Below are 25,034 nucleotides of genomic sequence, written 5' to 3'. Positions count from 1 at the left end.
CTGCGCCCATGCCTGCCCCCGTGCCTGTCGCTGGTCTGCCCGTCGTCGCCGAGATCGTCCGCTCCGGGTTCGTGGAGGGCCACCACTACGGCTCGATCGTGGCGCTGGCCGCCGACGGAACCGTCGACTGGTCCGTCGGTGAGGTCGCCGCGCAGGTGCTCCCGCGGTCGAGCAACAAGCCGCTCCAGGCGCTCGCGATGGTGGAGCTCGGGCTCGACCTGCCCGACGACCTGCTCGCGCTGGCCTGTGCGTCGCACTCGGGGGAGTCGTTCCACGTCGAGGGCGTACGCCGCACCCTGGCGTCGGCCGGTCTCGACGAGTCGGCGCTCCGGACACCGGCCGACTACCCGCTCGACGACGACGCCCGCGAGGCCGTCGTACGAGCCGGGGGATCGAAGGCGCCGGTCCTGATGAACTGCTCGGGCAAGCACGCGGCGATGATCGCGACCTGCGTCCTGCGCGGTTGGGACACCACCACCTACCTCGACCCCGCGCACCCGCTCCAGGTCGCCATTGCCGACACGTTCGCCCGGCTCACCGGGGAGCCGATCGACACCGTCGCCGTCGACGGCTGCGGGGCGCCGCTCCTGTCCACCTCGCTCACCGGGCTGGCGCGGGCGTTCTCGACGCTGGCCACGGCGACCGACGGCCCGCAGCGCCGCGTCGCCGACGCGATCCGACGCCACCCCGAGTACGTCAGCGGCACCACGCGCGACGAGCTCGCCCTGCACCGGGCTGTCCCCGGGCTCATCGGCAAGGCCGGCGCGGAGTCCTGCTACGCCATCGCCCTGCCCGACGGCCGCGCCTGGGCGCTCAAGACCGACGACGGCGCCGCGCGGGTCCGCCCGGTGCTGATGGCCGAGGCGCTGCGCCGCTCGGGTGTGCTCGACGAAGCGGGTGTCGACGCCGCGGCGGTCGCGTCAACGGGGCGGTTCGAGCTCCTCGGTGGGGGAGTGCCGGTCGGGGAGATCCGCGCCGCCTTCTGAGGCACCTGCCTTGCGGGCCTTCGCCCCGAGGATCCTTGCGACCAGGTGCCCGAGCAGCGCACCGATGAGGGTGCCGAGGGTGTTGGCGACCACGTCCGCGTGGGTCGCCGACCGTGCGTCGAACGCGACGGCCTGCACCACCTCGACGAGGAACGACGAAGCGAAGCCGAGTGCGGTCCAGTCGCGCCAGATGAGCCGAGGCCACAACACGGCTCCGAGAAGGCTCAACGGCACGAACGCAGCGACGTTCAGCCCGAACTCGACGCGGGCAGGAGCGGCCAGTGCATCAGGCACGCCCAGGCGCGAGAGGGCGCCTGCGACCGTCTCGACGAGCCACGACGGGCCCGTCGCAGATGGCGCGAGAAGGGTCACCGCGAGGATGACGACCCAGGCCGCCAACGCGGCGCGCAGCGTCGTACGCACGCGGGGGCTCAGGCGGTGGGCAGGCACGGGTGGATCCTAGGTCGACCACGCGTTCGATCAGTGGTGCGAACCGGTCTGCTAGCGCTGGAATACGCATGGAAAGCGGAGTTGTGAGGGGTGTCACCTGCCCTCAGTTTGAGTTTTGCTAACTCGTGTTAGCACAATGGGGGTATGGCCAAGGACAAGAACAGCCCGGCCACGGTGAGCGCGAAGACCACCAGCAAGACCAGCAAGGCGGTCGTCGGCTCGCTCGGCACGCTGGGTGACTACCTCAGGGAGCAGCGTCTCGGCGCGCACCTCTCGCTGCGGCAGCTCGCCGACCAGGTCGGGGTGAGCAACCCCTACCTCAGCCAGATCGAGCGCGGCCTGCGCAAGCCGTCGGCCGAGGTGCTCCAGCAGCTCGCCCGCGCCCTGCGCGTCAGCGCCGAGCAGCTCTACGTCCGCGCCGGGATCGTCCACCCCGACCCGGGCCAGCCCGGCTCCGTGGAGCTGGCGATCCTCGCCGACACCGCGTTGACCGAGCGGCAGAAGCACTCGCTGCTCGACGTCTACGCCTCGTTCCTCGCGCTCAACGAGCGCGACCAGTCCTGAACGTCAGCACCACCCCGGCACCACCCACCCGCCCCACCCGAAGGAGCTCCACCATGGCCACCACCAAGCGCGACCTCAAGACCGAAGCCCTCAAGCCCGTCCTCGCCTACGTCGGCGCGACCGACCTGGCCGTCGAGGCCGTCCGTGAGGCCGTCGCCGACGTGCAGAAGCGCGTCTCCGCCGTGCAGAAGGACGTCACCACCCGCGTGAACGACGTCCAGAAGACCGCGACCGACCCGAAGGCGCTGCGCAAGCAGGCCCAGGCCCGCCGCGCCGCCATCGAGGCCCGCGTCGTCGAGCTGCAGGCCGAGGCCCGGGCGTACCCCGCCAAGGTCACCACGCAGGTCTCGACCCTGGTCGACGACAACGTCTCCGCCGTCAACGCCACCTACGCCGACCTCGTCAAGCGCGGCGAGTCCCTCGTGGGCCGCATCCGCCGCCAGGAGTCCACCAAGGCCACCGTGTCGTCGGCGAAGACCACCGTCGCCAAGGCGAAGACCACCACCACTCAGGCCAAGAAGGCCGCCGAGGCCACCACCGCCGCCGCGGACAAGACCGCCGCGACCAAGGTCGCCCCCAAGCCGAAGCCGACGGCCAAGAAGGCCACCCAGAAGGCCGCGGGCAAGAAGGCCGCCGCGACCACCGCCCGCAAGACCGCGGCGAAGAAGACCGCCACCGCCCAGAGCAGCGCCAAGGCCACCGCCAGCGCCGCGACCGCCACCGCCACCAACGCGGCGAAGGCCGTCGCCGACGCCGCCGAGAAGGTCGGCGACTGAAGAGCACCAGCCGATGAACAGCAGCTGACGCTGTTCTGAGCCACACGAAGGCCCCCGTCCGTCAGGGCGGGGGCCTTTCGTGGACTACCGGTCCGACGACTGTGGCGTGCGGTGCAGGGCAGTCCACACCGGGTCGAGCGCAGCCGCGGTCTCGTGGGCCTCGCGACCCAGCCTCCGCCACAGCCGGTCGCCGGTCTCCAGCCGCAGCGGGGACGGGCTGCCCACGCCTGGCTCGCGGCAGGTGCCGACGGCCAGGACGCTGTCCAGAACCCGCTGGGGCGCCAGGTGGTCGGAGCGCAGCTCCTCGACGAGCAGCGGACGGCCTCCCCGGGTGATCGTCGTGCGTGACTCGAGAGCGCCGGGTCGCTCGCCCGAGCGGCCCAGCACGAGGGTCTCGCGGGCCAGCAGCGTGGCGTCCGTGCCCAGGTGGATCGACGTCGTTCGGGTGACGTCCGAACCGGCCGACGAGACCCACGGGAGCGAGTCGAGCACCAACCGGGACCCGACCCCGACCCGCGCGGCGAACGACCAGGACGCCGACCCCCCGCGCATGTCGTACGCCACGGTGCCGCTCGTCTCCTGCACCTGCAGCGTGAGGCCGTCCCCGACCTCGCAGTCCACCTCCACCGCGTCCCCGGCCAGCAGCAGCGCGCGGGTCGGGACCAGCGCCACCCTGGCCACGCCTCCGCCGGTCGCCAGCGTGACGACACGGAAGGGGCCGCCGCGCGAGGTCACCCGCACCCGGGCGTCGGCCGTGCCGGTGACGGCGAGGACGCAGGTGTCAGTGCGCGTGGGCGTGGTCGCCATGGCCGTGACGGCTCCCCCCGGCGTGGGCGTGCGGCGCCATCGGGCCCGGGTCGGCCGGGACCAGGTCACCGGTGCGCTGCCGAGCCACCTGGGCGCGCACCCAGCCCAGGAGCTGCGCGACCGAGTCGGGGTCGTGGCGCGAGAGGGCGACCACGGGGCGGTCGCCGCGGGCCCGGAGGGCATCCGTGCGCATCAGGTCGACGTCCACCCCGACGTGAGGGGCCAGGTCGGTCTTGTTGACCACGAGCAGGTCGGCGCGCTCGATGCCCGGTCCGCCCTTGCGGGCCACGTCACCGCCGCCGGCGACGTCGATCACGAAGACCTGCACGTCGACGAGGGCGGGTGAGAACGTCGCCGTCAGGTTGTCGCCGCCCGACTCCACGAGCACCAGGTCGAGCGGTCCGTGGTCGGCGACCAGGTCCTCGACGGCCAGCAGGTTGGCGGTGATGTCGTCGCGGATGGCGGTGTGCGGGCACGCACCCGTCTCGACGGCGACGACCCGCGCGGGGTCCAGCACGCCTGCGGCCCGGATCATCCGGGCGTCCTCGTCGGTGTAGATGTCGTTGGTGACGACCCCGATCCGCAGCTCGTCAGCGAGGTGGGCGCAGAGCAGCATGATGAGCGAGGACTTGCCGGTGCCGACGGGGCCGCAGACGCCCAGCCGGAGCTCGCGGGGAGTGTCAGGCACGGAACAACCTCCTGGTGGTGACGGCGTGGTCCTCGGCGAGCTGCTCGATCCACGGTGATGCGGTGGCGGGGATGTCGGCGGGGGAGTCGAGGTGCGCGACCTCCTCGACCATGACCGCCAGCCGCGGCAGGGCGGCCACCACCCAGCCGGTGGCGACGGCGGGGTCGAGCGGCTGCAGCTTGAGCGCCGCCGACGCGACGGTCTGCAGGTCGTCGTACCCGACCACCTCAGCGACCTCGGCGGGGGCGAGCCCGGTGGCGTGGGCGATGGCACCGAGCACCATCGGGCGGGGCAGCCCGGACAGCAGCGGCGGCAGGTCCCACAGCGTGCCGGCCACGCGCAGCAGCCCGCGGCCCAGCTCGCGCGAGGTGTCGCGCATCGCGGCGCTGGCCGTGCGGGCGGCCCAGGCGTCGTACACCGCGTCGAGACCCTCGCCGCGGCGCAGGTGGGCCAGGGTCACGACCGCGGTGGCCGCCTCGGTCCGCGTCACGGTGGCGAGGCGGAGGGCCAGATAGACCGGTACGTCGACCGGCCCGGCGGCCAGGGCGGGCTCGAGGCTGCCGGACTGGGTGTGGCCCGCGACGGGCAGTCGGGCGTCGGCGAGGAGCAGGGCGAGCGCGCTCATCAGAACATCGAGTAGAGCTGCGCCAGCGGCAGCGAGGTGGCGGGCGACGGCGTGACCAGCTCGCCCTCGACGGTGATGGCGAACGTCTCGGGGTCGATGTCGATCGCGGGCAGGGCGTCGTTGTTGACCATGTCGGCCTTGCCGACGTCGCGGGTCGGCGTGACCGCAGCCAACCGTCGGCGGAGCCCCAGCGACGACGCCAGGCCGGCGTCGAGCGCTGCAGGCGCCACGAAGGTCACGGCGTGGTCGGCGCCGTCCGCGCCCACCAGCGTGGGCCGCATCAGCACCGGCTGGGGCGTGGGGATCGACGCGTTGGGGTCGCCCAGCGCGCCCCACACCAGGGCCCCGGCCTTGATGACCACCTCGGGCCGGATCCCGAAGAACCGCGGGTCCCAGAGCACGAGGTCGGCCAGCTTGCCCGGCTCGACGGAGCCGACCTCGTGGGCGATGCCGTGCGCGATGGCCGGGTTGATCGTGTACTTCGCGACGTAGCGGCGGGCCCGGACGTTGTCGGCGGGACCGCCCAGCGAGCCGAGGCGGGCCTTCATCACGTGCGCGACCTGCCACGTGCGGCAGATGACCTCGCCGATGCGGCCCATCGCCTGCGCGTCGGACGACGTGATCGAGAGGGCACCGAGGTCGTGCAGCAGGTCCTCGGCGGCGATGGTGGTCGCCCGGATGCGCGACTCGGCGAACGCGAGGTCCTCGGGCACGCGGGGGCTGAGGTGGTGGCAGACCATGAGCATGTCGAGGTGCTCGGCGACGGTGTTCACCGTGTGCGGGAGGGTCGGGTTGGTGGAGCCGGGGATGACGTGGGGGTGCGAGGCGACCTCGAGGATGTCGGGCGCGTGCCCGCCGCCCGCGCCCTCGGCGTGGAAGGCGTGGATGGAGCGCCCGCCGATTGCCGCCAGCGTCGACTCCAGGTAGCCGGCCTCGTTGAGGCTGTCGGAGTGCAGCGCCACCTGCAGGCCGAACTCGTCGGCCGCGCGCAGGGCGGCGTCGATCGCCGCCGGCGTCGCGCCCCAGTCCTCGTGCACCTTGTAGGCCGCCGCGCCGGCCAGCGCCTGCTCGGCCAGGCCCTCGGCCGACACGGTGTTGCCCTTGCCCATCAGCAGGACGTTGACGGGGAGGTCGTCCAGTGCCCGGTGGACGGCCTGGAGGTGCCAGGCCCCCGGGGTCACCGTCGTCGCCTTCGAGCCCTCGGAGGGGCCGGTGCCGCCGCCGCCGATCGTGGTGGTCCCGGTCGCCAGGGCCTCCACGACCTGGGAGCGCGAGAGCAGGTGCACGTGGACGTCGATCGCGCCCGCGGTGAGGATCCTGCCCTCGCCGGAGATGACGTCGGTGCCCGGGCCGATCACCAGGTCCGGGTGCACGCCGTCGGCGATGTCGGGGTTGCCGGCACGCCCGAGCGCCACGATGCGACCGTCGCGCAGGCCCACGTCGGCGCGCACGACGCCCCAGTGGTCGAGCACGACCGCGTTGGTGATGACCGTGTCGAGCGCGCCGCCCGAGCGCGGGACCGCCGACTGCGCCATCGACTCCCGGATCGACTTGCCCCCGCCGAAGACGGCCTCCTCGCCCCCGAAGGTCAGGTCGTCCTCGACCTCGATCCAGAGGTCGGTGTCACCGAGGCGGACCTGGTCGCCGGTCGTCGGCCCGTAGATGGCGGCGTACGCCTCCCGGCTGATCTCAACCATCGGCGCGCACCTGGATGCCGGGCACCGTCCGCCGGCCCCGCAGCGCGACGATCGCCACCGACCGCGACGCTCCGGGCTCGAAGCGCTGCGAGGTGCCCGAGGGCACGTCGAGCCGGAACCCCTCGGCCGCAGCACGGTCGAAGTCGAGGGCGGCGTTGACCAGCGGGAGGTGGACGTGGGACCCGACCTGCACCGGCCGGTCGCCGGTGTTGGTGATGACGACCGTACGCCGCTCGTCGGGGGTGCGGTCCGCGTTGAGGACGTGGGTGCCGGGCGCGCACCGGATGGCGCCGGGACCCGCGCTGGTGGGCTCGCTCTGGGTGGCCATGTGGTCGCCTCTCAGCCGATCGGGTCGTGGAGGGTGACGAGCTTGCGGCCGTCGGGGAAGGTGGCCTCGACCTGCACCTCGGTCAGCATCGGCACCACGTCGGGCATCACCTGGCCCGAGGTGAGCACCTCGCGGCCGCTGGACATCAGCTCGGCGACCGACGCCCCCTCGCGGGCGCGCTCGATGACCCAGGTGCTCAGCAGCGCGACGGACTCCGGGTAGTTGAGGCGGACGCCGCGGGCGAGCCGGTCGCGGGCGACCATGCCGGCCACGGCGAGCAGCAGCTTCTCGGTGTCGGACGGGGTCAGGTGCACCTGACGAAACATAGGCAGCCGCTGTTACGTCCAGATGACGTGATCGTCACGTCTGGCTCCGTCCGGCTACCCTCGTGCCGTGGACATCTATGCGTTCCAGAGCACGCTGATGCTGGTCGTGCTCGTCGCGCTGCTCGCGATCAAGGGATTCGCGTTCATCAACTCGCTGACCTACTCGGCCGAGGCCTACCAGGCGGCCGGCAAGCTCACCAAGCAGGCGTGGTGCGCGATCACCGGCCTCGGCTTCGCGGCCCAGCTGATCCTGATCGGCTCCTCGCCCCTCGGGATCATCCACCTGATCTTCACGATCGCCTCGCTCGTCTACATCGCTGACGTGCGCCCCGCGCTTGCCGAGGTCACGTCGCGGCGCTGAGTCCGCCGTCCAGGACGACGGCGGCGCGATCGGCGTCCATGCGGGCGTGAGACGCGGTGCGAGCCACCCGCAGGCCCCGCACGAGCGCGAGCACGAGGTCGACGTGCTGCTCGAACCGCTGCTCACCCATGCCCTCCGGGAAGGACGGGAAGTCCCACAGCTGCTCCTCGAGGAGCTCGGCGACCACATCTCGCTCGCGCTCCTGGACCGCAGCCACGACCAAGCCGGTCACCTCGTCCCACCGGCCGGCTTCAGCCACAGTGAGCCAGATGCCGTCGAAGACCTCCTCCGGCCAGGTTCCCGGCAGGAGCGCGAGTGCGACCTGGGACCGCGCGCTGTCGACGGATGCAGGTCTGGCGGTGCGGACCAGCCTTCGGCTCGCCACCGCACGACGCTCATCGACCCACCTGTTCCCGTAACGCTCGGCGATCGCCCTGCGCATCGCCGTGACGGACGGGAACCAGGCGGCGATGGCCTGCGGCGTCACGTTGGCGGCCGCTGCGACCGTGCGTAGCGTGACCGCCGACCAGCCACCGTCAGCCAGCAGCGGGATGGCGAGGTCGGTGGCCATCTCCGCCTTCGCCAAGCTCCTCGCGTTGAACATCGGGCCGGACCGGGGGATGTAGCGCTCGTCGAGGTCCATGGTCCCAGCAGAACAGAAGGCCGGGCGCCCGCGCGGTGCTCATCCACAGGGGCAGTCGCGCGACCCGACTGACGCCTGTTCACCTTCCGCCGGCACCGGGAGGCGGGCGTCCGGGAAGGTTGAATTGACGTCAATTCAACTCTCGCCATGAGGGCGGATTGGGCCGGGGCGGTCGCCCGGGACGTCAGGCGAGGTAGCGGTCGAGAGCGGTCATCGCGTCCTCGGGCTCGAAGCCGGTGGCGCGCAGCTTGTCGAGCGACATCGCGGAGTTGAGCGGGCGGGGGGCGAACGGGTTGCCCTGGGCCAGGACCCCCTCGGCGTACGCCGCCGTGGTCGTGCCCGACACGTCGTCCGCGCTGCGGCCGGAGCGCTCGAAGACCGCCTGCGCGATCTCGCGCCACGACATCGCGGGGCCACCGTTGGAGATGTTGTAGGTGCCGAACTCGGCCCCGGTGTCGAGCAGGTGGCGGATCGCCCGGACCAGCTCGTCGGTGAACGTCAGCCGGCCGACCTGGTCGTCGACCACGCTGGGGGAGACGCCCTTCTCGGCCAGCGTCCGCATGGTGCGGACGAAGTTCTTGCCCTCGCCGATCACCCAGCTGGTGCGGAGCAGGTAGTGGCGCGGCGCGAGGCCGACGGCGATGTCGCCTGCTGCCTTGCTCTGGGCGTAGACGCCGAGCGGGGAGAGCGGCTCGTCCTCGGTGTGCCCGGGATCGAGGGGCGCGGTGCCGTCGAAGACGTACTCGGACGAGACGTGCACGAGGGTGAAGCCGTGCTCGCGGGCCAGCCGGGCCAGGGTCGCCGGGCCGGAGGCGTTGGCGCCCCAGGCGGCGACGCGGCCCTCGGGAGTCTCGGCCGCGTCGACGGCGGTGTAGGCGGCGGCGTTGAGCACCACGGCGTACTCGTGCCACGGCCAGGCGGCGACCGCGTCGGCGTCGGTCAGGTCGAGGGCGGTGACACCCTCGCCGGCGAACAGGTCCACGCGGTCGGCATCGGGGTATGCCGCGTGGAGCGCGCGGCCGAGCTGGCCGAGGGCGCCGACCACGAGCGTCTTCTTGGGCGCCATCGGCACGACGTCGGCCAGGCGCGGGTTGTTGTGGTCCTTCTCGGAGATCTCGGCCTCGTCGAGCGGGATCGGCCACGGGATGGCGGCGGACTCGTCGCCGAGGTGGAGGGCGGGGTAGCTCACGCCCGGGCGCCAGTGGTCGTTGACGAGGTAGGTGTAGGCCGTGCCGTCCTCGAGCGCCTGGTAGGAGTTGCCGACGCCCCGCGGCACGAAGACCGCGACCGAGGGGTCGAGCTCGATCGAGAAGGTCGTCCCGAACGAGTCGCCCTCGCGCATGTCGACCCACGCACCGAAGATGCGGCCGGTCGCGAGGGAGACGAACTTGTCCCACGGCTCGGTGTGGATGCCGCGGGTGGCGCCGCGCGAGGCGTTGAAGGAGATGTTGTTCTGGACCGGGCCGAAGTCGGGCAGCCCGAGGGCGACCATCTTCTCCCGCTGCCAGTTCTCCTTGAACCACCCGCGGGCGTCGCCGTGGACGGGCATGCGGACGACGAGGAGACCGGGGATCGGGGTGGTCTCGACTGAAAGCTGGGTCATGGGGTTCCTTGGTCTCGACACGCTCGCTGCGCTCGCTGCTCAACCAGCGGAGGCTACTGGCCCTTCTCGGCGTACTTCGCCTCGGTCGCGTCCTTGTGGGGGCGCCACCAGTCCTCGTGCGCCTGGTACCACTCGATGGTGTTGGCCAGGCCGGCCTCGAAGTCCTGGAACTGCGGCTGCCAGCCGAGCTCCTGGCGCAGCTTGCCCGACTCGATGGCGTAGCGCATGTCGTGGCCGGCGCGGTCGTTGACGTGGTCGAAGTCGTCGGCGCTCTTGCCCATGAGCGTGAGGATCAGCCGGACGACCTCGAGGTTGTTCTTCTCGCCGTCGGCGCCGATCAGGTAGGTCTCGCCGATCTCGCCCTTCTCCAGGATCGTCAGCACGGCCGAGGAGTGGTCGTCGGCGTGGATCCAGTCGCGGACGTTCTCGCCGGAGCCGTAGAGCTTGGGGCGCACGCCGTCGATGACGTTGGTGATCTGGCGCGGGATGAACTTCTCGATGTGCTGCCAGGGCCCGTAGTTGTTCGAGCAGTTCGAGACCGTCGCGCGGACGCCGAAGCTGCGCACCCAGGCACGGACCAGGTGGTCGGAGCCGGCCTTGGACGCGGAGTAGGGGGAGGACGGGTTGTAGGGCGTGTCCTCGGTGAAGCGCTTGGGGTCGTCGAGCTCGAGGTCGCCGTAGACCTCGTCGGTCGAGACGTGGTGCAGGCGCTTGTCGTGCTTCCGCACCGCCTCGAGGATCGTGTAGGTCCCGAGGATGTTGGTCCTGATGAACGGGCTCGGGTCGTGGAGCGAGTTGTCGTTGTGCGACTCGGCCGCGTAGTGCACGACCGCGTCGTGCGCCGCCACCAGCGGGTCGACGACGTCCTCGTCGGCGATGTCGCCGACCACCAGCTGCACCCGGTCCTCGGGCAGCCCCGCCAGCGACTCCTTCGATGCGGCGTAGGTCAGCTTGTCGAGGACGGTGATCCTCAGGTCGGTGTGGTCGACGAGGTGGTGCACGAAGTTCGACCCGATGAACCCCGCGCCCCCGGTCACGAGAAGGCGTTCCATGGCGCGGAGTCTAGGGGTGGGCGAGGACCTCGAACGACTCGACGGTCTCGAGCGCGTCGGTCGTGTACGTCGCCACCCGGCCGCCGCGTGTCGACCACCCGTCGGGCACGCCCTCGTCGACGGCGTAACCGCGCGGGAAGCTGACCCGGACCCGGACGCCCTGCGGGTCGACCATGCCCTGCGGGTCGATCGCCAGCCGGTAGGCGAGCCCGTCGCCGTCGCGCACCGCGGCGGCAGGGACGTCGTACGTCACCGCGAGGGTGTGGCGGGCCTGCGGCGCGAACACCACCTCGGGGCGGATGAAGTAGCGGCCGAAGAAGTTGCGCGGCGAGGTCTGCAGCGGCTCGCCGTCGACCGCGACCGAGTCGAAGGTGGCGCCGGTGGGCAGGAACGGCGCGATGCTGAGGGTGTTCCAGCGGGTGAAGTAGCCCTCGCCCGGGTCGGGGACCGGCTGGACGTAGGGCGGGGAGTCGTTGTGGACCTCCACCTCCATCCGGACGCGGGCGCTGCCGTCCTCGCGCACGGCGACGTCGGTGCTGACGGTCCGGCGCTGCCAGTAGTCGGACTTGCTGGGCACCTTGTTCTGCGTGAAGACGCCGATGTAGTCGTGCTCGGTGTCGGACAGGCGGCCGGTGAGCCCGAGGTCGTCGAAGACGGCCTGCTCCTCGGGGCTGCGGAAGAAGAGGGCGAAGCGGCGCTCGTCGGCCGCCTGTGCGAGCGAGCGGCCGGTGCCGACGGGGTCGTTGCCGGAGAGGAGTCGGTCGACGAAGACGGGAGCGAGGGCCCGGTTCACGGCCTTGCGCTGCGCGGGCTCGGGGTAGTCGTCGTAGCTGCCGATGAGCTTCTCGACGAGGTTGTCACCGGTCAGCGTGCCGAGGGTCGGCACCTCGAGGGGGCCGGACACGTCCAGCAGCCGCGAGATGGCGACCACGTCGATGACGACCACGCCCGCGAGCCGGCGCCCGCGCAGGCTGCGCCAGGCGTTGGCCAGCTCGTTGCCCGAGACCCGCCAGTCGGGGGCCATCGTGGCCAGCGCCGGCTTCATCTTGCCGCGGTGGAGCGGGTTGCCGCTGACCTTGCGCCAGTAGCGCGGCTGCGCCGCACCGGGCGCGGTCGACAGGTCGACCGTCTCGCCCATCGACAGCCGGCCGCGGTCGAGGTCGACGGTGACGAAGGTCTGCGGTGTGCCGCCGGAGAAGAGCATCTCGGCGGGGTTGAGCAGCGCGACGAGGTACTGCCGGCTCGCGTCGCGGCCCAGGATCTTCGGCAGGTGGTCGAGCAGCGGGTCGATCGACGCCAACCCGTCGGCCAGCGGGCCCACCTCCCCCTGCGCCTGGTCGCGCGCCTCGGCGAGACGCTCGCCCACGACGGGGCGCGAGTCGGCGACGTCCGCGAGCTCGGCCTGGGCGTCGTCGAGCCGCGTCGACACCTCGCGCAGGTCGTCGATCACCGACTCCAGCACCTCGATGTCGACGTTGCCGTCGTTCACGAGCGTCGACTCCTCGCCGCGCACCTGCGGGAGGATGCGTACGCCGGTCTCCGCCACGGCGACCAGCTCGTCGAGCGCGTTGCCGAGGCGGCGTACGTCGCGCACCGGGCCGCCGGCGACCGGCACCCAGCTCCACACGTCGCCGCCGATGCCCTGGACGGACCCCTGCAGGTCGTCGGTCTCCTCGCGCGCCCGCTCGACGGCCGCGACCGCTTCGTCGGTGTCACCGGCGTCCAGGGCGTCCTTCGCGGCGGTCAGCTCGGTGCGCGCGGCCTCGGCGTGCCCGGGGGCCGAGAGGAAGGGGATCGCCAGCAGGGCCAGGACCACCAGCAGCAGGAACAGGCCGCCGACCACCGTCGCCGGCCGGACCAGCCGTCGCGGCGTGGCGCGACGGGAGGACGACATGCGGCCATGGTGCCAAAGGGGCGGGAGGCCACGAGAATCGCGGCTGCACCCTAGGGTGCAGCCATGCGCGGAATCATCCTGGCCGGTGGCACCGGCTCGCGACTGCACCCGATCACCCAGGGGATCAGCAAGCAGCTGGTGCCGGTCTACGACAAGCCGATGATCTACTACCCGCTCTCCACGCTCATGCTCGCGGGGATCCGGGACGTCCTGATCATCACCACGCCCCACGAGGCCGACGGCTTCCACCGGCTGCTGGGCGACGGCTCGCAGTTCGGCATCAACCTGACCTTCGCGGTGCAGCCCTCGCCGGACGGGCTGGCGCAGGCCTTCATCATCGGCGCCGACCACATCGGCGACCAGCGGTCCGCGCTCGTCCTGGGCGACAACATCTTCTACGGCTCCGGCCTCGGCCACCAGCTGCTGCGCTTCTCCGAGCTCGACGGTGCGGCGGTCTTCGGCTACCACGTCGCCGACCCGCGGGCCTACGGCGTCGTCGAGTTCGACGACCAGGGCCGCGCGCTGTCGCTGGAGGAGAAGCCGGAGAACCCCAAGAGCGACTTCGCCGTGCCGGGGCTCTACTTCTACGACAACGACGTGGTGCAGTACGCCGCCGAGCTGGAGCCGTCGGCGCGCGGTGAGCTCGAGATCACCGACCTCAACCGCCGCTACCTCGAGGAGGGCCGCCTCCACGTCGAGGTGCTGCCCCGCGGCACTGCGTGGCTCGACACCGGCACCTTCGACTCGCTCAACGACGCGTCGAACTTCGTGCGCACCATCGAGGGCCGGCAGGGCTTCAAGGTCGGTGCTCCGGAGGAGGTCGCCTGGCGGATGGGCTGGCTCTCCGACGACGAGCTCGTCGCGCGCGCCGAGCCGCTGCGCAAGAGCGGCTACGGCGAGTACCTGCGGAGCCTCCTCCAGCACGGCTGACCGCGTTTGGGCGGGCCCCCGACGGGGGAGGACTGGGGTAGCGAAGCGCAGCTCAGTCGCATCCTGGAGGAGGACCCGTTGCCCGACCCGAACTCGCTCGACCTCGTCACGGGTGCGCCCGCGGCGCGGCAGGTGCTGCAGGACCCGTTCTGGGCGACGGTGCTGCGTCGCCACGACGACGTCGACCTCGTGGTGCTGCCACCCGAGGCACCCGACCGCGCCGAGGTCCCGGCCGACGAGCCGACGGTCGAGCCCGACGCGGCCCGGGTGGAGCTGCGTGCGCGGATGGCTGCGCTCTGGGCGGCCCTCGGTCTGGAGGGTGAGCCGACCCACCCCGACGACGTGTGGTTCGCCGGTGCCGCGCCCGGCACCCTGCGCTGGCAGGGCACGGCGACCTTCGACGACCTGGACCCGGTCGTCGCCTCCGACGCCCTCCAGCGCGCTCGCGACCTCCTGACCGAGGCCGACGGCTGGCACGTGCTGGCCCCGCCCGACGGCGTACCCCGTGTCCTCGCCGGGAGACCCGGCCGCGTGGGCCGTGAGGACGTGCAGGTGCTGGCGCCGACTGCCGGCCGCGTGGTGCTGCGGATCCGCTCCGCCCTGGTCGTCGTCGGCGAGGCTGCGGCGGCCGAGGCGATCGGGGGGCAGCGATGAGCGACCCGCTGGTCTGGCAGATGGAGACCCTGCGCCGCGGCACCCAGGGGTGGGAGTCGCAGGAGACGCTGATGGACACCTCGGCCCGCGAGCTGCGCAGCGCGTCCGCCTCGGCGCTGCCGCCGAGCGTGCAGGGCGCGGCGACGACCTTCCTGACCCGGTGGGCCGGATACGCCGCTGAGAGCGCCGCGATCGCGCAGGGCTTCGTCGGCGCGCTGCACGCGACGTCCGACGACTACTCGACCACCGACGACGCGACCGACCGGCAGTTCAGCGACCTCGACGGGCGATTGGGGCCGGCGCGGTGACCGTCACGATCGAGGTGCCGGCGTCGGTCCCGGCGCAGCTGAGGAAGCCCGAGGGCGACGCGGGCGGGGCGGACACGCTCGCGACGACGATCTACGCCGCGGCCGGACGCTACGAGGAGTTCGCCGACCGGTCCCGCGAGCTGCAGGAGCTCGGCAGCTGGACGGGCATCGCCTACGCCTCCTACAAGGAGGCCTCCGGCACGGCCTCGACCGAGCACTCGGCGATGGCCACGACCGTACGCCGGGTGGGCCGGGGCGTGACCGCCTTCGCCGACACCCTGCGCGACCTGCTGCGCGACCACGAGGACCTCGTCGAGCGCAAGCGCGGCCTCGACGACCGGCGCACCGCCCTGATCGCGGACATCAACGCCGCGACCGACGTCACCGACGACGAGATCGCCGCCTTCCGTGAGCGGTCGGTCGACCTGCGCGCCGACTACTCCGAGCTGGTCACCGCCGACGACGACCTGCAGCGGCGGGTGCGCGACAACGAGACGCTGCTGCGCCAGGTCTTCCAGGCCGCCGACACCCTGCCGGAGTCGCTGTCCGGCGACGGCGGCATCCCGCCGATGGCGGAGTCCGCGATGAACCGCCCCGGCGCGCCCGGCAGCGGCGCGACGCCCGAGGAGGTGCAGCAGTGGTGGGAGGGCCTCTCCGAGGCCGAGCGCGAGGCGGTCATCGCCGCCTACCCCGAGCGCGTCGGCCAGGGCGACGGACTGCCCGCCGGGGCCCGCGACCAGGCCAACCGGGTGCTGCTCGACGACGACCTCGCCCGGCTCGCGGCCAAGGAGGAGGACGGCACCATCTCCCCGCTCGAGCGGCGGGTGCTCGAGAACGCCGGGCAGGCGCGCGACGCGCTCGCCAACGCCGACGCCTACACCGACCCGCTCGACCCGACGCTGCGCCCCGGCGGCACGCTGTGGCTCTACGACCCTGCCGCGTACGACGGCGACGGGCGGGTGGCCGTCGCGGTCGGCGACCTCGACCACGCCACCGACGTCGCGGTCTTCACGCCGGGCATCAACACGGACATGGGCGACACGACCTACTACACCGACCGGATGATGAACCTCTACGAGTCGACGCGCTACAACGGCGACGGCTCCAGCGTGGCCTCCATGTTCTGGCTCGGCTACGACGCGCCCCACGGCCCGACCGACCTCGCCACCCTCAGCGAGGGGCGTGCGGAGGAGGGCGGGCGCAACCTCGCCGACGCCATCGACGGGCTGCGCGCCTCCCGGCCCGACGACCCCGCGCACCTCACGGCGGTCGGCCACAGCTACGGCTCCACCACGACGTCGTACGCCACACACGGGGACGCGTCGGACGTCGACGAGGTGGTCCTCATCGGCAGCCCCGGCGCGGGTCCGGCCGACCACGCCAGCGACCTCGGGCCCGGCGCCGACCACGTCTACGTCGGCCGCGACAGCCGCGACTTCGTGGCCGTGCTGGGTGACGAGGGGTGGGTCGGGAAGTTCGGCATCGGGCTGGGCACCGACCCGTCGTCGGAGGACTTCGACGCGAACCGTTTCGAGGCCGAGGACGTCGACCGCAGCTGGCACCGCAACACCGGCGACGCGCACAGCTCCTACCTCGACCAGGACACCGAGTCGCTCTACAACATCGGCCGCATCGTCGACGGCCACGGCGACGACATCAACACCGCGGAGCAGAGCTACGACCCCTGGTACGACGCCCCGCGCGACCCCGAGTGGGACCGCGACCCGACGGCGAACCAGCCCGGGCGCTCCGACACGAGCCCCGACCGGTGAGGATGGGTGGCATGAGACTGCTCCCGCTGCGGATGCTGCTGGCGATCGCGCTCGCCCTCGGGCTGGCCATGGGACTCGGGTCGTGCGGCGACCCCGACCCCGAGCAGGCCGCCGACGACCTGGCGTCGATGAAGCAGGCGGTCAACGCCGAGCTCCGCGACATGGCCGCCGCCCTGACCGGCGGCGGGCTCGCCGTCGAGCGCGCGAAGGGGCGCGTCGAGAGCGAGGGCATGTCGACCTACCGCGCCGAGGACTACAAGGCCTCCGCGGTCGTGGTCGGCGAGGGTGCCGAGGGCGAGCAGGTCGACCAGGCCGCCGCGGCGCTCGAGGAGGCCGGCTGGACGCGGACGTCCGACGGCCTCGACGCCTCCGAGCCCTGGGCGCAGCTCGAGCGCGACGACTTCCGCACCACCATCGGCTGGACCAAGGTCGGCGAGCGCGAGCTGGTGCTCACCCTCGACCAGGAGGGCGAGGTCGAGGTGCCCACCGACACCGAGCCGGTCGAGCGGGACAACTCCGAGGACATCCCGCTCGACTGACCAGCGGGGTCAGGCCAGGTCGGCGGCGACCATCCGCCGCACGATCTCGGCGAAGTCGACGGTCGGCGCCCAGCCCAGCTCCTCGCGCGCGCGGGTCGCGTCACCGACGAGCTCGGTCGGGTCGGCCGGGCGGAAGAACGCCGCGTCCTGCCGCACCAGGTGCTCCCACTCGTGGATCCCGGCGGCCGCGAAGGCGGCGGCCACGAAGTCGCGCACGGAGTGGGCGGTGCCGGTGGCGACGACGTAGTCGCCCGGCTCGTCGGCGCGGGCGGCCCGCACCATCGCGTCGACGTAGTCGGGGGCCCAGCCCCAGTCGCGGCGTACGTCGATGTTGCCGAGGACCAGCTCGTCGGCCTCGCCGCGCGCGATGGCGGCGACCGTCGAGGTGATCTTGCGGGTGACGAAGCGCGGGTGCCGGCGCGGCGACTCGTGGTTGTAGAGGATCGCGCTCGACACGTGCAGGTCGCGCTGGCGGAAGACGCGGGCGGACAGGTGCGCGAAGGCCTTCGCGGCGCCGTACGGGTTGACCGGCGCGATCGGGGTCTCCTCGTCCTGTGGCGACTCCGACGCCTCGCCGAAGATCTCGGCGCTCGAGGCCTGCACGAGGCGTACGCCGTCGACCGCGCGCGCGGACTCCATCAGCGCGACCGCGGCCAGGCCGTTGACGTGGGCGGTGCGGTCGGGCTCGTCCCACGACTGGGCGACCGAGCTGATCGCGGCGAGGTTGTAGACCTCGCGGGGTGCGATCTCGCGCACCAGCCGGCGGGTGGCCTCGACGTCGCCGAGGTCGCCGGTGTGGAGCACGACCTCCGCCGGGCAGTGGGCCGGGTGGCCGTCGGCCTCGAGGACCAGCGCGTGGACCTCCATGCCGTCGGCGACCAGCCGCTCGGCGAGGTAGGTGCCGTCCTGGCCGCCGATGCCGGTGATGAAGGCGGCTGCGGTCACCAGCCCGCCTTGGCGGCTGCGATGTCCGCGTCGACCATCATCGCGACGAGCTCGGCGAAGGAGACGGTGGGCGTCCAGCCGAGCTTGTCCTTGGCCTTGGACGCGTCGCCGATGAGCAGTTCCACCTCGGCCGGGCGCATGAAGCGTGGGTCCTGGGTGACGTGCTTGCTCCAGTCGTCGATGCCGACGTGAGCGAAGGCGAGGTCGAGGAAGTCGCGGATCGACCAGGTCTCGCCGGTGGCGATGACGTAGTCGTCGGCCTCGTCCTGCTGCAGCATCCGCCACATCGCCTCGACGTAGTCGCCGGCGTAGCCCCAGTCGCGGCGGGCGTCGAGGTTGCCGAGCGCCATCGAGTCCTGCTGGCCGAGGTGGATCTTGGCGACGGCCTGGCTGATCTTGCGGGTCACGAACTCCGGCCCGCGGCGCGGCGACTCGTGGTTGAACAGGATGCCCGAGGAGGCGTGCATGCCGTAGGACTCGCGGTAGTTGATCGTCATGTAGTGGCCGTAGACCTTGCTCACGCCGTAGGGCGAGCGGGGCCAGAGCAGGGTGCTCTCCGACTGCGGCACCTCCTGCACCTTGCCGAACATCTCCGAGCTCGAGGCCTGGTAAAAGCGGATCGACGACGGGTCGTCCCCGGCGTGGAGGCGTACGGCCTCGAGCATGTTGAGCACACCCATGCCGGTCACGTCGCTGGTGACGAAGGCGTTCTCCCAGGAGTAGGCCACGAACGAGATGGCGCCGAGGTTGTAGACCTCGTCGGGCTGCGAGTCGCGCATCGCCCGCATCAGGCTCGACAGGTCCGTCAGGTCGCCGTTGTGGAGGCGGACGTCGGGCACGAGGTCCTCGACCAGGGCGCGGCGCGGGTTGTTCTGGCCGCGCAGCAGGCCGTGGACGTCGTACCCCTTCTCGAGGAGCAGCTCGGCGAGGTAGAGGCCGTCCTGCCCCGTGATCCCGGTGATGAGGGCGCTCGGCATGCGGGGCATTCTGTCAGCAGGATCCTCGTTAGGGTGGGCCGCATGAAGATCCTCGTCAGCGGCGGTGCCGGCTACATCGGCTCGCACACCGTCATCCAGCTCGTCGCCGCAGGCTACGACGTCGTCATCGTCGACAACTTCAGCAACTCCAACCCGACCGTGATGGGCCGGCTCGAGGCGCTGACCGGGGAGCAGATCACGCTGCACTCCTTCGACCTGTGCGACTACGACAAGACCGAGCACCTCTTCGCGGCCGAGCACTTCGACGGCGTCATCCACTTCGCCGGCCACAAGGCGGTCGGCGAGAGCGTCGAGAAGCCGCTGACGTACTACGAGAACAACCTCGTCTCCACCTTCTCGCTCGTGCGGGCGATGCAGAAGTACGACGTCGACAAGCTCGTCTTCTCCTCGAGCGCCACGGTCTACGGCGAGGACCAGGCCGCCGCGACCGAGGACCGCCGCACCTATGCGACCAACCCCTACGGCTGGACCAAGGTGATGCAGGAGCAGATCCTGCGCGACGTCGCCGTGGCCGCGCCCGAGATGCGCTTCGCGCTGTTGCGCTACTTCAACCCGGTCGGCGCGCACCCCTCCGGCACGATCGGCGAGGACCCCTCCGGCATCCCCAACAACCTGGTGCCCTACATCGCCCAGGTCGCCGTCGGCAAGCGCGACAAGCTGATGGTCTTCGGCGACGACTACGACACGGTCGACGGCACCGGCGTCCGTGACTACATCCACGTCGAGGACCTCGCCGCCGGTCACATCGCTGCGCTGAAGGCGCTCGAGGACACCGACGAGGCGGTCCACACCTGGAACCTCGGCTCCGGCCACGGCACCAGCGTCCTGGAGATGCTCCGCGCGTTCGAGAAGGCCGTCGGCCGCGAGCTGCCCTACGAGGTGGTGGCCCGGCGACCCGGTGACATCGCCACGTCCTACGCCGACCCGTCCAAGGCCAACCGCGAGCTCGGCTGGAGCACCACCAAGTCGATCGACGAGATGGCCGCCGACACCTGGCGCTGGCAGTCGCAGAACCCGCACGGCTTCGTGGGCTGATGCTCCACCGGGGCGCGGTTGCCACGGTCGTCGCCCTCGTCGTCGCCCTCCTCGGCGCCTCGGCCGCCACCGCGGTATCTAGGGACGATCTGGTCGGCAAGCCGGCCCTGGGCCAACCAGATCGTCCCGAACTACCCCGGCGCGCGGCGTCTCCGCTGGCCGGGCGGGTCATCGTCATCGACCCCGGCCACCAGCTCGGCAACCGCCACTTCCCGCGCCGCATCAACCGCCCGGTGCCCGCCGGTGGCTTCACGAAGCCGTGCAACACCACCGGCACCGCGACGAACGGCGGCTACCCGGAGGCCACCTTCGTCTGGCAGGTCGCCCGCCTGGTCGCGGCCCGGCTGCGCGAGCTGCGCGCGACGGTGCGCCTGACCCGGCACGGCAACCGCCAGGACCGCTGGGGTCCGTGCGTCGACGCACGCGGCCGGGCGGGCAATGCCCTTGGCGCCGATCTCAAGCTGTCGGTCCACGCCGACGGGTCGTACGCCGCCGGCGCGCGCGGCTTCCACGTCATCACCCCGCCCGACCGGGCACCGTGGACCGCCGACATCCACCGGCCCTCGCGCCGGCTGGCCACCTCGGTGAAGGCCGGCCTCCTGGCGCAGCGCTTCGGCGTCGCGACCTACACCGCCGGCGGGGACGGGATCGACGTACGCTCCGACCTCGCCACCCTCAACCTCTCCGACGTACCCACCGTGATGGTCGAGCTCGGCAACATGCGCAGCGCCGCTGAGGCGCGGGTGATGACCTCGCCCGCCGGGCGCGCCCGCTATGCCCGCGGGGCTCGTCTCCGGGGTGCGCCGCTTCCTGGGCTGACACCATGCAGGCAGTTCGGCCGCGGCAGCGCCCGGCTGTGCGTGGCTGATGCCGCCTGAGCCGCGAACTGCCTTCAAGGTGTCGGCGTCAGCGGACGTCGAGCTCACCCATCGCCCGGAGCACGACGCGGAGGTGGGCGACCTCGTGGATCCGGAGGAGGTGGGAGCCACCGAGGGCGGCGAGGACGCCGTAGAAGCCCTCGGCCTTGCGGAACTCGTCGCCGAAGAGGTCGTAGGTGTGCGGCAGCGCGTTGCACACCGGCGCGCCGAGCGGCCGCAGGCGGAAGGCCTGGGCCAGCACGCGGGACTGGTGGCGGGCGCGGGTCATCGGGTCGACGAGGTTGCCGTAGTAGAAGCCCATCCCGGGGTCGACGACCACCTTGTCGACGCCGAGCGAGCGGGCGTGCTCGAGCCGCGGCGAGAAGTGGTCGAGCAGCACCGGCATCGGGTCGGCGTCGGGAGGTACGTCGGCGATCTCGCGGACGTTGGCGGTGGTGCCGAAGCACATCACGACAGCGGCGTCGTACTCGGCGGCGAGCGTGAGCATCTCGTCCTCGTGCTGTCGCCCGGTCATGTTGAGCACGCGGGCGCCGGCGTCGAGGCAGGCGCGCACGACCTCCGGCTCGTAGGTCTCGACCGAGACGACGGCCTCGGCGGCGAGCTCCTTCACGGCGGGCACGAGGGTGGCGACCTGGTCGGCGACCGTCACGCGCGCCGCCCGGGCGTTGCTCGACTCGGCGCCGAGGTCGATGAGCGCGGCCCCCTGGGCGGCCTGGATGCGGCCCATCCGGACGGCGTCGGCGGGGCTGGTGGCGACGCTCTCGCGGTAGGTCGAGTCGCGGGAGAGGTTGATGCAGCCCATCAGGGTCACCGAGCCGTCGCCGATCGACACCGGCCCGCGGGGTCCGTCGAGGACGACCGGGGTGACGGGGCGGCCCCACGACTCGCCGTGCTCGGCGTGCAGGGTCGTCAGATCCGCAAGGGTGATCACGCTCGAAAGCGTAGGCGGCAGGATGAAGGCCGTGAGCGAACCCCTCGTGCTGCAGCACCTCGCCGACCTCTCCGACGACGACCTCGCGGCGGCCTACACCCCGGAGCGCGAGCCGTGGCTGCGGGTCAACTTCGTCAGCACCATCGACGGTGCGGCGACCGGGTCGGACGGGCTGAGCGGCACCATCAACAACGACGCCGACAAGCGGGTGTTCGACGCGCTGAGGCGGCGCGCGCACTGCCTGGTGGTCGGCGCGGGCACGATCCGCGAGGAGGAGTACGACGTCCCGCGGGTGCCGATCGTCGTGGTCAGCCGCTCCGCCGACGTCCCGCCGACGCTGGCCGAGGCACCGCCCGGCCGGGTGCTGATGGCGACCGTCGGGAGCTCCGACGGGCTGGCGGCCGCTCGCGATGCGCTGGGCGAGGACCACGTCCTGGTGCTCGGCGATGAGGAGATCGACCTCGTCGCGCTCAAGGCCGCGCTGGCCGAGCGGGGCTGGACGGAGATGTTGTGCGAGGGCGGCCCGTCGCTCTTCGCCGACATGCTGGCCGCGGGCGTCGTCGACGAGCTCTGCTGGACGATCGTGCCGACCCTGACGGGCGGTGACGCCGTACGCATCGCCACCGGCGCCGAGGTGGACGTCGCGCTGCGTCCCGCCCTGCTGCTCGAGCAGGACGGGACGCTGCTGGGGCGCTGGCTGGTGGAGGCTCAGCCGGCCGGGTAGTCCACGACGTAGCTGGGCACGCCCGGCGCCGAGCTGTCGACGCGGGCACCGACGTCATTGACGACGTGCTCGATGCTGCCCGCCTCGAGGTTGACGGTCAGCACGTGGTGCAGGCGTACGCCGGCGCGTTCGGGCACCTCGAAGCCGCTCTCGGTCGTGATGGTGGGGTCGTTGCGGTTGAAGACGTACACCCCGCCTCCGAAGAGCTGGTGGCGCCGCACCTGGTCGGACACCTTGTAGCCGGCCCAGCCGAGGGTGCCGTCGGGACGGGTCCAGTCGGCCTGGCTCGGCGGGTCGTAGGGCAGCTCGTTCTGATAGAGCACGACGTGCCCGTCCTCGCCGTTCCAGACGGTGTTGAACTCCTGGTAGTGCTCGACGAACAGGCCGGTCGCGCTGACGCGGTCGCCGTCGACGACCACGCCCTGGCGGCCGATGTTGGTGTTCCACCGGTCGGTGTCTCCGCTCGCGCCGGCCGTGAAGCCCTCGATCCCGTGGTCGGCGCGCCACACCCACGCGTGGTCGATCAGCACGTCGTCGGCGTCGATGCGCAACGAGGTGTCGGCGCGGCCGACATGGGGACCGCCGACGCGGATGTAGACGTCGTTGAGGGTCGTGCTGGGCGTGCTGGTGCGCGGCTTCTGCTTGTTGCCGGGCTGGCCCTGGATGTGGACCAGGTTGCGCGAGAGCTCGGTGCCGGCGTCGACGGTGAGGCCGGCGAGGACGACGCCCTCGGCCTGGTGGCGTACGACGACCGGGGTGGCGCCGCCGACGGCCGTCAGCGTCGCCTGGCCCAGGCCGAGCACGACGGTGTCGTCACGGCGGATCACCAGGCTGCGGTCGACGTCGTACACGCCGGGTGTGAGCAGCAGGTTCTTGCCGCGGTCGAGGGCCTTGGCCAGCACGCTCGCGGGCTGTGCGGGGGTCGCCACGTGGAACGACGACAGCGGCAGGTCGCGACCCGCGGTCGGGCCGTCGGCCCAGGTGGTGCCGCGCGAGTCGGTCTGCGCGTCGGGCACCCGGACCCGCCAGGAGCCGTCGTCACCGATGTGCAGGAACGGCTTCTCGCGGCTGACCGGGGTGGTGTCGAGGGTGGTGTAGGGCGGGGTGGGGAAGCCGGCCTCGGAGGGGGCGCCGATGGTGCCGGCGAAGACCTGGTTCCACACACCGTTGGACCACTCGCCGACCTCGCTGTTGCGCGTGAGCCACTGCTGCTGCGAGCCGTTGATCACCGTGCCGGCACGGGAGTCGGCGAGGTAGCCGCCGCTGGCGAACTGCGGTCCGGCGGTGCAGTAGTCCATCAGGGAGAGGTTGCCGCCCCGGATGTCGACGCGGCGCAGCGAGGAGGCCTGCGAGGTGGCCCAGAAGTTGGCGCTCGCGCGGCAGCCGTCCTGGCCGGTGCCGTTGACGTCGATCGTCAGGTTGGACATCGAGCGCCAGAAGTTGTTGAGCGCCACGCAGTAGGGCTGGGTCGGCCCGTCGGTCAGGCAGCGGTTGTAGACCTCGACCTTGCCGTTGATGACGGTGTCGGACGGTGAGGCGCCGAGGCCGGCGACCTCGGTGTAGTAGCCGACCTTGATCTGCAGCGGCTCGGCGGCGGTGCCGTAGGTGCCGGGTCGGAACAGCAGGCTCCACCGCTCCTCCGACATCTCGGCGTCGACCTGCTGCTCCCAGATGGCGTCGGCCCGGTCGCGGATCTCCGCGACGGGCATCGACGGGTCGAAGACGACGACCCGCTCGCCGAGGTCAGGCGATTGCGAGGTCGGTGCCGGTGGCGGTGGGGTGGCACCGGTGCTGGGGGCGAGGGCGAGCGGGGACAGGCCGGCGAGGGCGAGTGCGAGGGCGGTGAGCGCCGCGCGCAGCGGCGTACGACGGGGTGGCAGGCGTGGGGGCATGGGGGACCTTCCCGGGGTGTGAGAGCGCTTCCAATCCACTGTGCACCATCGCCGTGACGGGCGCCACACCCCGGGAAGTCCGGGCTCAGCCCAGCGCGTCGAGCAGGGCCTTGTTGAAGGCCGGGATGTCGTCGGGGTTGCGGCTGGTGATGAGGTTGCCGTCGACGACGACCTCCTCGTCGACCCACTCGCCGCCGCCGTTGCGGATGTCGGTCTGCAGGCTCGGCCAGCTCGCGAGGCGCTTGCCCTTCACGCGGTCGGCCTCGACGAGGGTCCAGGGGGCGTGGCAGATGGCGGCGACGGGCTTGCCGGTGTCGATGAAGTCGCGGATGAAGGCGACGGCCTCCTCGTCCATGCGGAGGGCGTCGGGGTTGGCGACGCCGCCGGGCAGGACCAGGGCGTCGTAGTCGGCCACGGACACGTCGGAGACGCGACGGTCGACGCGCTGGGTGGAGGACTTGTCGAGGTGCTGGAAGAGCTGCACCTCGCCCTCGTCGGCGGACAGGAGCTCGGCGGTGTGGCCGGCGTCGAGCGCTGCCTGCCACGGCTTGGTGAGCTCGACCTCCTCGACGCCTTCGGATGCGGTCAGGAATGCGATGCGCTTGGACATGCTTCCCACGGTTGCTCG

At 72.1% G+C, this 25,034-nt stretch carries 28 protein-coding genes; 12 read left to right on the top strand and 16 right to left on the bottom strand.

The features are described 5' to 3' along the window. The first annotated feature begins 8 nt into the window (after positions 1 to 8). Complete coding sequence (locus Q1B24_RS16130; RefSeq protein ID WP_299930956.1) at positions 9 to 986, top strand: asparaginase; 978 nt, start codon at positions 9 to 11, stop codon at positions 984 to 986. On the opposite strand, the gene Q1B24_RS16125 is transcribed toward Q1B24_RS16130, so the two are convergent. Further along, positions 921 to 1,436 carry a VanZ family protein gene (locus tag Q1B24_RS16125; RefSeq protein ID WP_299930954.1) on the bottom strand — a complete coding sequence of 172 codons (516 nt, stop codon included), beginning with the start codon at positions 1,434 to 1,436 and terminating at the stop codon, positions 921 to 923. The two genes, Q1B24_RS16130 and Q1B24_RS16125, sit on opposite strands and share 66 nt — an antisense overlap. Before the next feature lie 144 nt (positions 1,437 to 1,580). Here Q1B24_RS16125 and Q1B24_RS16120 point away from each other — a divergent pair, with 144 nt between their 5' ends. Further along, positions 1,581 to 2,000 carry a helix-turn-helix transcriptional regulator gene (locus tag Q1B24_RS16120; RefSeq protein ID WP_299930952.1) on the top strand — a complete coding sequence of 140 codons (420 nt, stop codon included), beginning with the start codon at positions 1,581 to 1,583 and terminating at the stop codon, positions 1,998 to 2,000. 53 nt (positions 2,001 to 2,053) lie between these two features. Next, positions 2,054 to 2,776 (top strand): hypothetical protein, encoded by a 723-nt coding sequence (locus Q1B24_RS16115; protein ID WP_299930950.1) that lies wholly within the window; start codon positions 2,054 to 2,056, stop codon positions 2,774 to 2,776. 84 nt (positions 2,777 to 2,860) lie between these two features. Here the strand turns inward: Q1B24_RS16115 and Q1B24_RS16110 are convergent, their stop codons facing one another. From Q1B24_RS16110 to Q1B24_RS16085, 6 genes are read right to left on the bottom strand one after another with little or no spacing between them, the layout of a single operon-like run. Beyond that, entirely contained in the window at positions 2,861 to 3,583 is a 723-nt protein-coding gene (locus Q1B24_RS16110; protein ID WP_299930948.1) for an urease accessory protein UreD, read from the bottom strand. Next, positions 3,558 to 4,271: an urease accessory protein UreG gene (ureG, locus tag Q1B24_RS16105; RefSeq protein ID WP_299930946.1), complete on the bottom strand. Its 714-nt coding sequence runs from the start codon at positions 4,269 to 4,271 to the stop codon at positions 3,558 to 3,560. The genes Q1B24_RS16110 and ureG overlap by 26 nt, the downstream gene beginning before the upstream one ends. After that, positions 4,264 to 4,896 carry an urease accessory UreF family protein gene (locus Q1B24_RS16100; RefSeq protein WP_299930942.1) on the bottom strand — a complete coding sequence of 211 codons (633 nt, stop codon included), beginning with the start codon at positions 4,894 to 4,896 and terminating at the stop codon, positions 4,264 to 4,266. The genes ureG and Q1B24_RS16100 overlap by 8 nt, the downstream gene beginning before the upstream one ends. Further along, complete coding sequence (locus Q1B24_RS16095; RefSeq protein ID WP_299930940.1) at positions 4,896 to 6,593, bottom strand: urease subunit alpha; 1,698 nt, start codon at positions 6,591 to 6,593, stop codon at positions 4,896 to 4,898. The genes Q1B24_RS16100 and Q1B24_RS16095 overlap by 1 nt, the downstream gene beginning before the upstream one ends. After that, positions 6,586 to 6,921 carry an urease subunit beta gene (ureB, locus tag Q1B24_RS16090; RefSeq protein ID WP_299930938.1) on the bottom strand — a complete coding sequence of 112 codons (336 nt, stop codon included), beginning with the start codon at positions 6,919 to 6,921 and terminating at the stop codon, positions 6,586 to 6,588. The genes Q1B24_RS16095 and ureB overlap by 8 nt, the downstream gene beginning before the upstream one ends. A gap of 11 nt (positions 6,922 to 6,932) precedes the next feature. Further along, positions 6,933 to 7,235 carry an urease subunit gamma gene (locus Q1B24_RS16085; protein ID WP_299930936.1) on the bottom strand — a complete coding sequence of 101 codons (303 nt, stop codon included), beginning with the start codon at positions 7,233 to 7,235 and terminating at the stop codon, positions 6,933 to 6,935. 79 nt (positions 7,236 to 7,314) lie between these two features. Here Q1B24_RS16085 and Q1B24_RS16080 point away from each other — a divergent pair, with 79 nt between their 5' ends. Beyond that, positions 7,315 to 7,608 carry a DUF2516 family protein gene (locus Q1B24_RS16080; protein ID WP_299930934.1) on the top strand — a complete coding sequence of 98 codons (294 nt, stop codon included), beginning with the start codon at positions 7,315 to 7,317 and terminating at the stop codon, positions 7,606 to 7,608. Here the strand turns inward: Q1B24_RS16080 and Q1B24_RS16075 are convergent. From Q1B24_RS16075 to Q1B24_RS16060, 4 genes are all read right to left on the bottom strand, one after another. Then, positions 7,592 to 8,251, bottom strand: coding sequence for a TetR family transcriptional regulator (locus Q1B24_RS16075; protein WP_299930932.1), 660 nt, complete (start codon positions 8,249 to 8,251; stop codon positions 7,592 to 7,594). The genes Q1B24_RS16080 and Q1B24_RS16075 overlap by 17 nt on opposite strands. 184 nt (positions 8,252 to 8,435) lie before the next feature. Next, a complete protein-coding gene (locus tag Q1B24_RS16070) occupies positions 8,436 to 9,854 on the bottom strand; it encodes a bifunctional dTDP-4-dehydrorhamnose 3,5-epimerase family protein/NAD(P)-dependent oxidoreductase (RefSeq protein WP_299930930.1) in 1,419 nt (472 codons plus the stop codon). 53 nt (positions 9,855 to 9,907) lie between these two features. Further along, complete coding sequence (gene rfbB / locus Q1B24_RS16065; protein ID WP_299930928.1) at positions 9,908 to 10,906, bottom strand: dTDP-glucose 4,6-dehydratase; 999 nt, start codon at positions 10,904 to 10,906, stop codon at positions 9,908 to 9,910. A 10-nt stretch (positions 10,907 to 10,916) separates the two neighbouring features. Further along, positions 10,917 to 12,800, bottom strand: a complete 1,884-nt coding sequence (locus tag Q1B24_RS16060; protein WP_299930926.1) for a DUF4012 domain-containing protein — start codon at positions 12,798 to 12,800, stop codon at positions 10,917 to 10,919. Positions 12,801 to 12,863: 63 nt separating this feature from the next. Between Q1B24_RS16060 and rfbA the strand changes: the two genes are divergently transcribed. The 5 genes from rfbA to Q1B24_RS16035 all read left to right on the top strand — a co-directional run bounded on the left by rfbA (position 12,864) and on the right by Q1B24_RS16035 (position 17,003). After that, positions 12,864 to 13,730 carry a glucose-1-phosphate thymidylyltransferase RfbA gene (rfbA, locus tag Q1B24_RS16055; protein ID WP_299930924.1) on the top strand — a complete coding sequence of 289 codons (867 nt, stop codon included), beginning with the start codon at positions 12,864 to 12,866 and terminating at the stop codon, positions 13,728 to 13,730. 78 nt (positions 13,731 to 13,808) lie between these two features. Next, positions 13,809 to 14,384: a hypothetical protein gene (locus tag Q1B24_RS16050; protein ID WP_299930922.1), complete on the top strand. Its 576-nt coding sequence runs from the start codon at positions 13,809 to 13,811 to the stop codon at positions 14,382 to 14,384. Continuing rightward, complete coding sequence (locus Q1B24_RS16045; protein WP_299930920.1) at positions 14,381 to 14,692, top strand: hypothetical protein; 312 nt, start codon at positions 14,381 to 14,383, stop codon at positions 14,690 to 14,692. Before Q1B24_RS16050 ends, Q1B24_RS16045 begins: the two co-directional genes overlap by 4 nt. Then, a complete protein-coding gene (locus Q1B24_RS16040) occupies positions 14,689 to 16,464 on the top strand; it encodes an alpha/beta hydrolase (protein ID WP_299930918.1) in 1,776 nt (591 codons plus the stop codon). The genes Q1B24_RS16045 and Q1B24_RS16040 overlap by 4 nt, the downstream gene beginning before the upstream one ends. 11 nt (positions 16,465 to 16,475) lie before the next feature. Next, positions 16,476 to 17,003: a hypothetical protein gene (locus tag Q1B24_RS16035; RefSeq protein WP_299930916.1), complete on the top strand. Its 528-nt coding sequence runs from the start codon at positions 16,476 to 16,478 to the stop codon at positions 17,001 to 17,003. 9 nt (positions 17,004 to 17,012) lie between these two features. Here the strand turns inward: Q1B24_RS16035 and Q1B24_RS16030 are convergent, their stop codons facing one another. Continuing rightward, positions 17,013 to 17,948, bottom strand: coding sequence for a GDP-mannose 4,6-dehydratase (locus Q1B24_RS16030; RefSeq protein WP_299930913.1), 936 nt, complete (start codon positions 17,946 to 17,948; stop codon positions 17,013 to 17,015). Next, positions 17,945 to 18,925: a GDP-mannose 4,6-dehydratase gene (gene gmd / locus Q1B24_RS16025; protein WP_299930911.1), complete on the bottom strand. Its 981-nt coding sequence runs from the start codon at positions 18,923 to 18,925 to the stop codon at positions 17,945 to 17,947. The genes Q1B24_RS16030 and gmd overlap by 4 nt, the downstream gene beginning before the upstream one ends. A 42-nt stretch (positions 18,926 to 18,967) precedes the next feature. On the opposite strand from gmd, the gene galE reads away from it, so the two are divergent. Both galE and Q1B24_RS16015 read left to right on the top strand, forming a co-directional pair. After that, on the top strand, positions 18,968 to 19,981 hold the full coding sequence (gene galE / locus Q1B24_RS16020; RefSeq protein WP_299930909.1) for a UDP-glucose 4-epimerase GalE: 1,014 nt from the start codon (positions 18,968 to 18,970) through the stop codon (positions 19,979 to 19,981). Beyond that, positions 19,981 to 20,859 carry an N-acetylmuramoyl-L-alanine amidase gene (locus Q1B24_RS16015; protein WP_299930907.1) on the top strand — a complete coding sequence of 293 codons (879 nt, stop codon included), beginning with the start codon at positions 19,981 to 19,983 and terminating at the stop codon, positions 20,857 to 20,859. The genes galE and Q1B24_RS16015 overlap by 1 nt, the downstream gene beginning before the upstream one ends. Positions 20,860 to 20,887: 28 nt before the next feature. On the opposite strand, the gene Q1B24_RS16010 is transcribed toward Q1B24_RS16015, so the two are convergent. Then, on the bottom strand, positions 20,888 to 21,790 hold the full coding sequence (locus Q1B24_RS16010) for a dihydropteroate synthase (RefSeq protein ID WP_299930903.1): 903 nt from the start codon (positions 21,788 to 21,790) through the stop codon (positions 20,888 to 20,890). A gap of 31 nt (positions 21,791 to 21,821) precedes the next feature. On the opposite strand from Q1B24_RS16010, the gene Q1B24_RS16005 reads away from it, so the two are divergent. Next, positions 21,822 to 22,514 carry a dihydrofolate reductase family protein gene (locus tag Q1B24_RS16005; RefSeq protein WP_299930901.1) on the top strand — a complete coding sequence of 231 codons (693 nt, stop codon included), beginning with the start codon at positions 21,822 to 21,824 and terminating at the stop codon, positions 22,512 to 22,514. Here Q1B24_RS16005 and Q1B24_RS16000 read toward each other — a convergent pair. Further along, positions 22,499 to 24,406 carry a hypothetical protein gene (locus tag Q1B24_RS16000; RefSeq protein WP_299930899.1) on the bottom strand — a complete coding sequence of 636 codons (1,908 nt, stop codon included), beginning with the start codon at positions 24,404 to 24,406 and terminating at the stop codon, positions 22,499 to 22,501. The genes Q1B24_RS16005 and Q1B24_RS16000 overlap by 16 nt on opposite strands. 85 nt (positions 24,407 to 24,491) lie before the next feature. After that, positions 24,492 to 25,016 (bottom strand): type 1 glutamine amidotransferase domain-containing protein, encoded by a 525-nt coding sequence (locus Q1B24_RS15995; protein WP_299930897.1) that lies wholly within the window; start codon positions 25,014 to 25,016, stop codon positions 24,492 to 24,494. Between the last annotated feature and the right edge of the window lie 18 nt (positions 25,017 to 25,034).

The organism is uncultured Nocardioides sp. (assembly GCF_947488025.1).
In the GTDB taxonomy this organism is placed as follows: Bacteria; Actinomycetota; Actinomycetes; order Propionibacteriales; family Nocardioidaceae; genus Nocardioides.
This window is presented reverse-complemented; position numbering and strand designations above follow the sequence as displayed.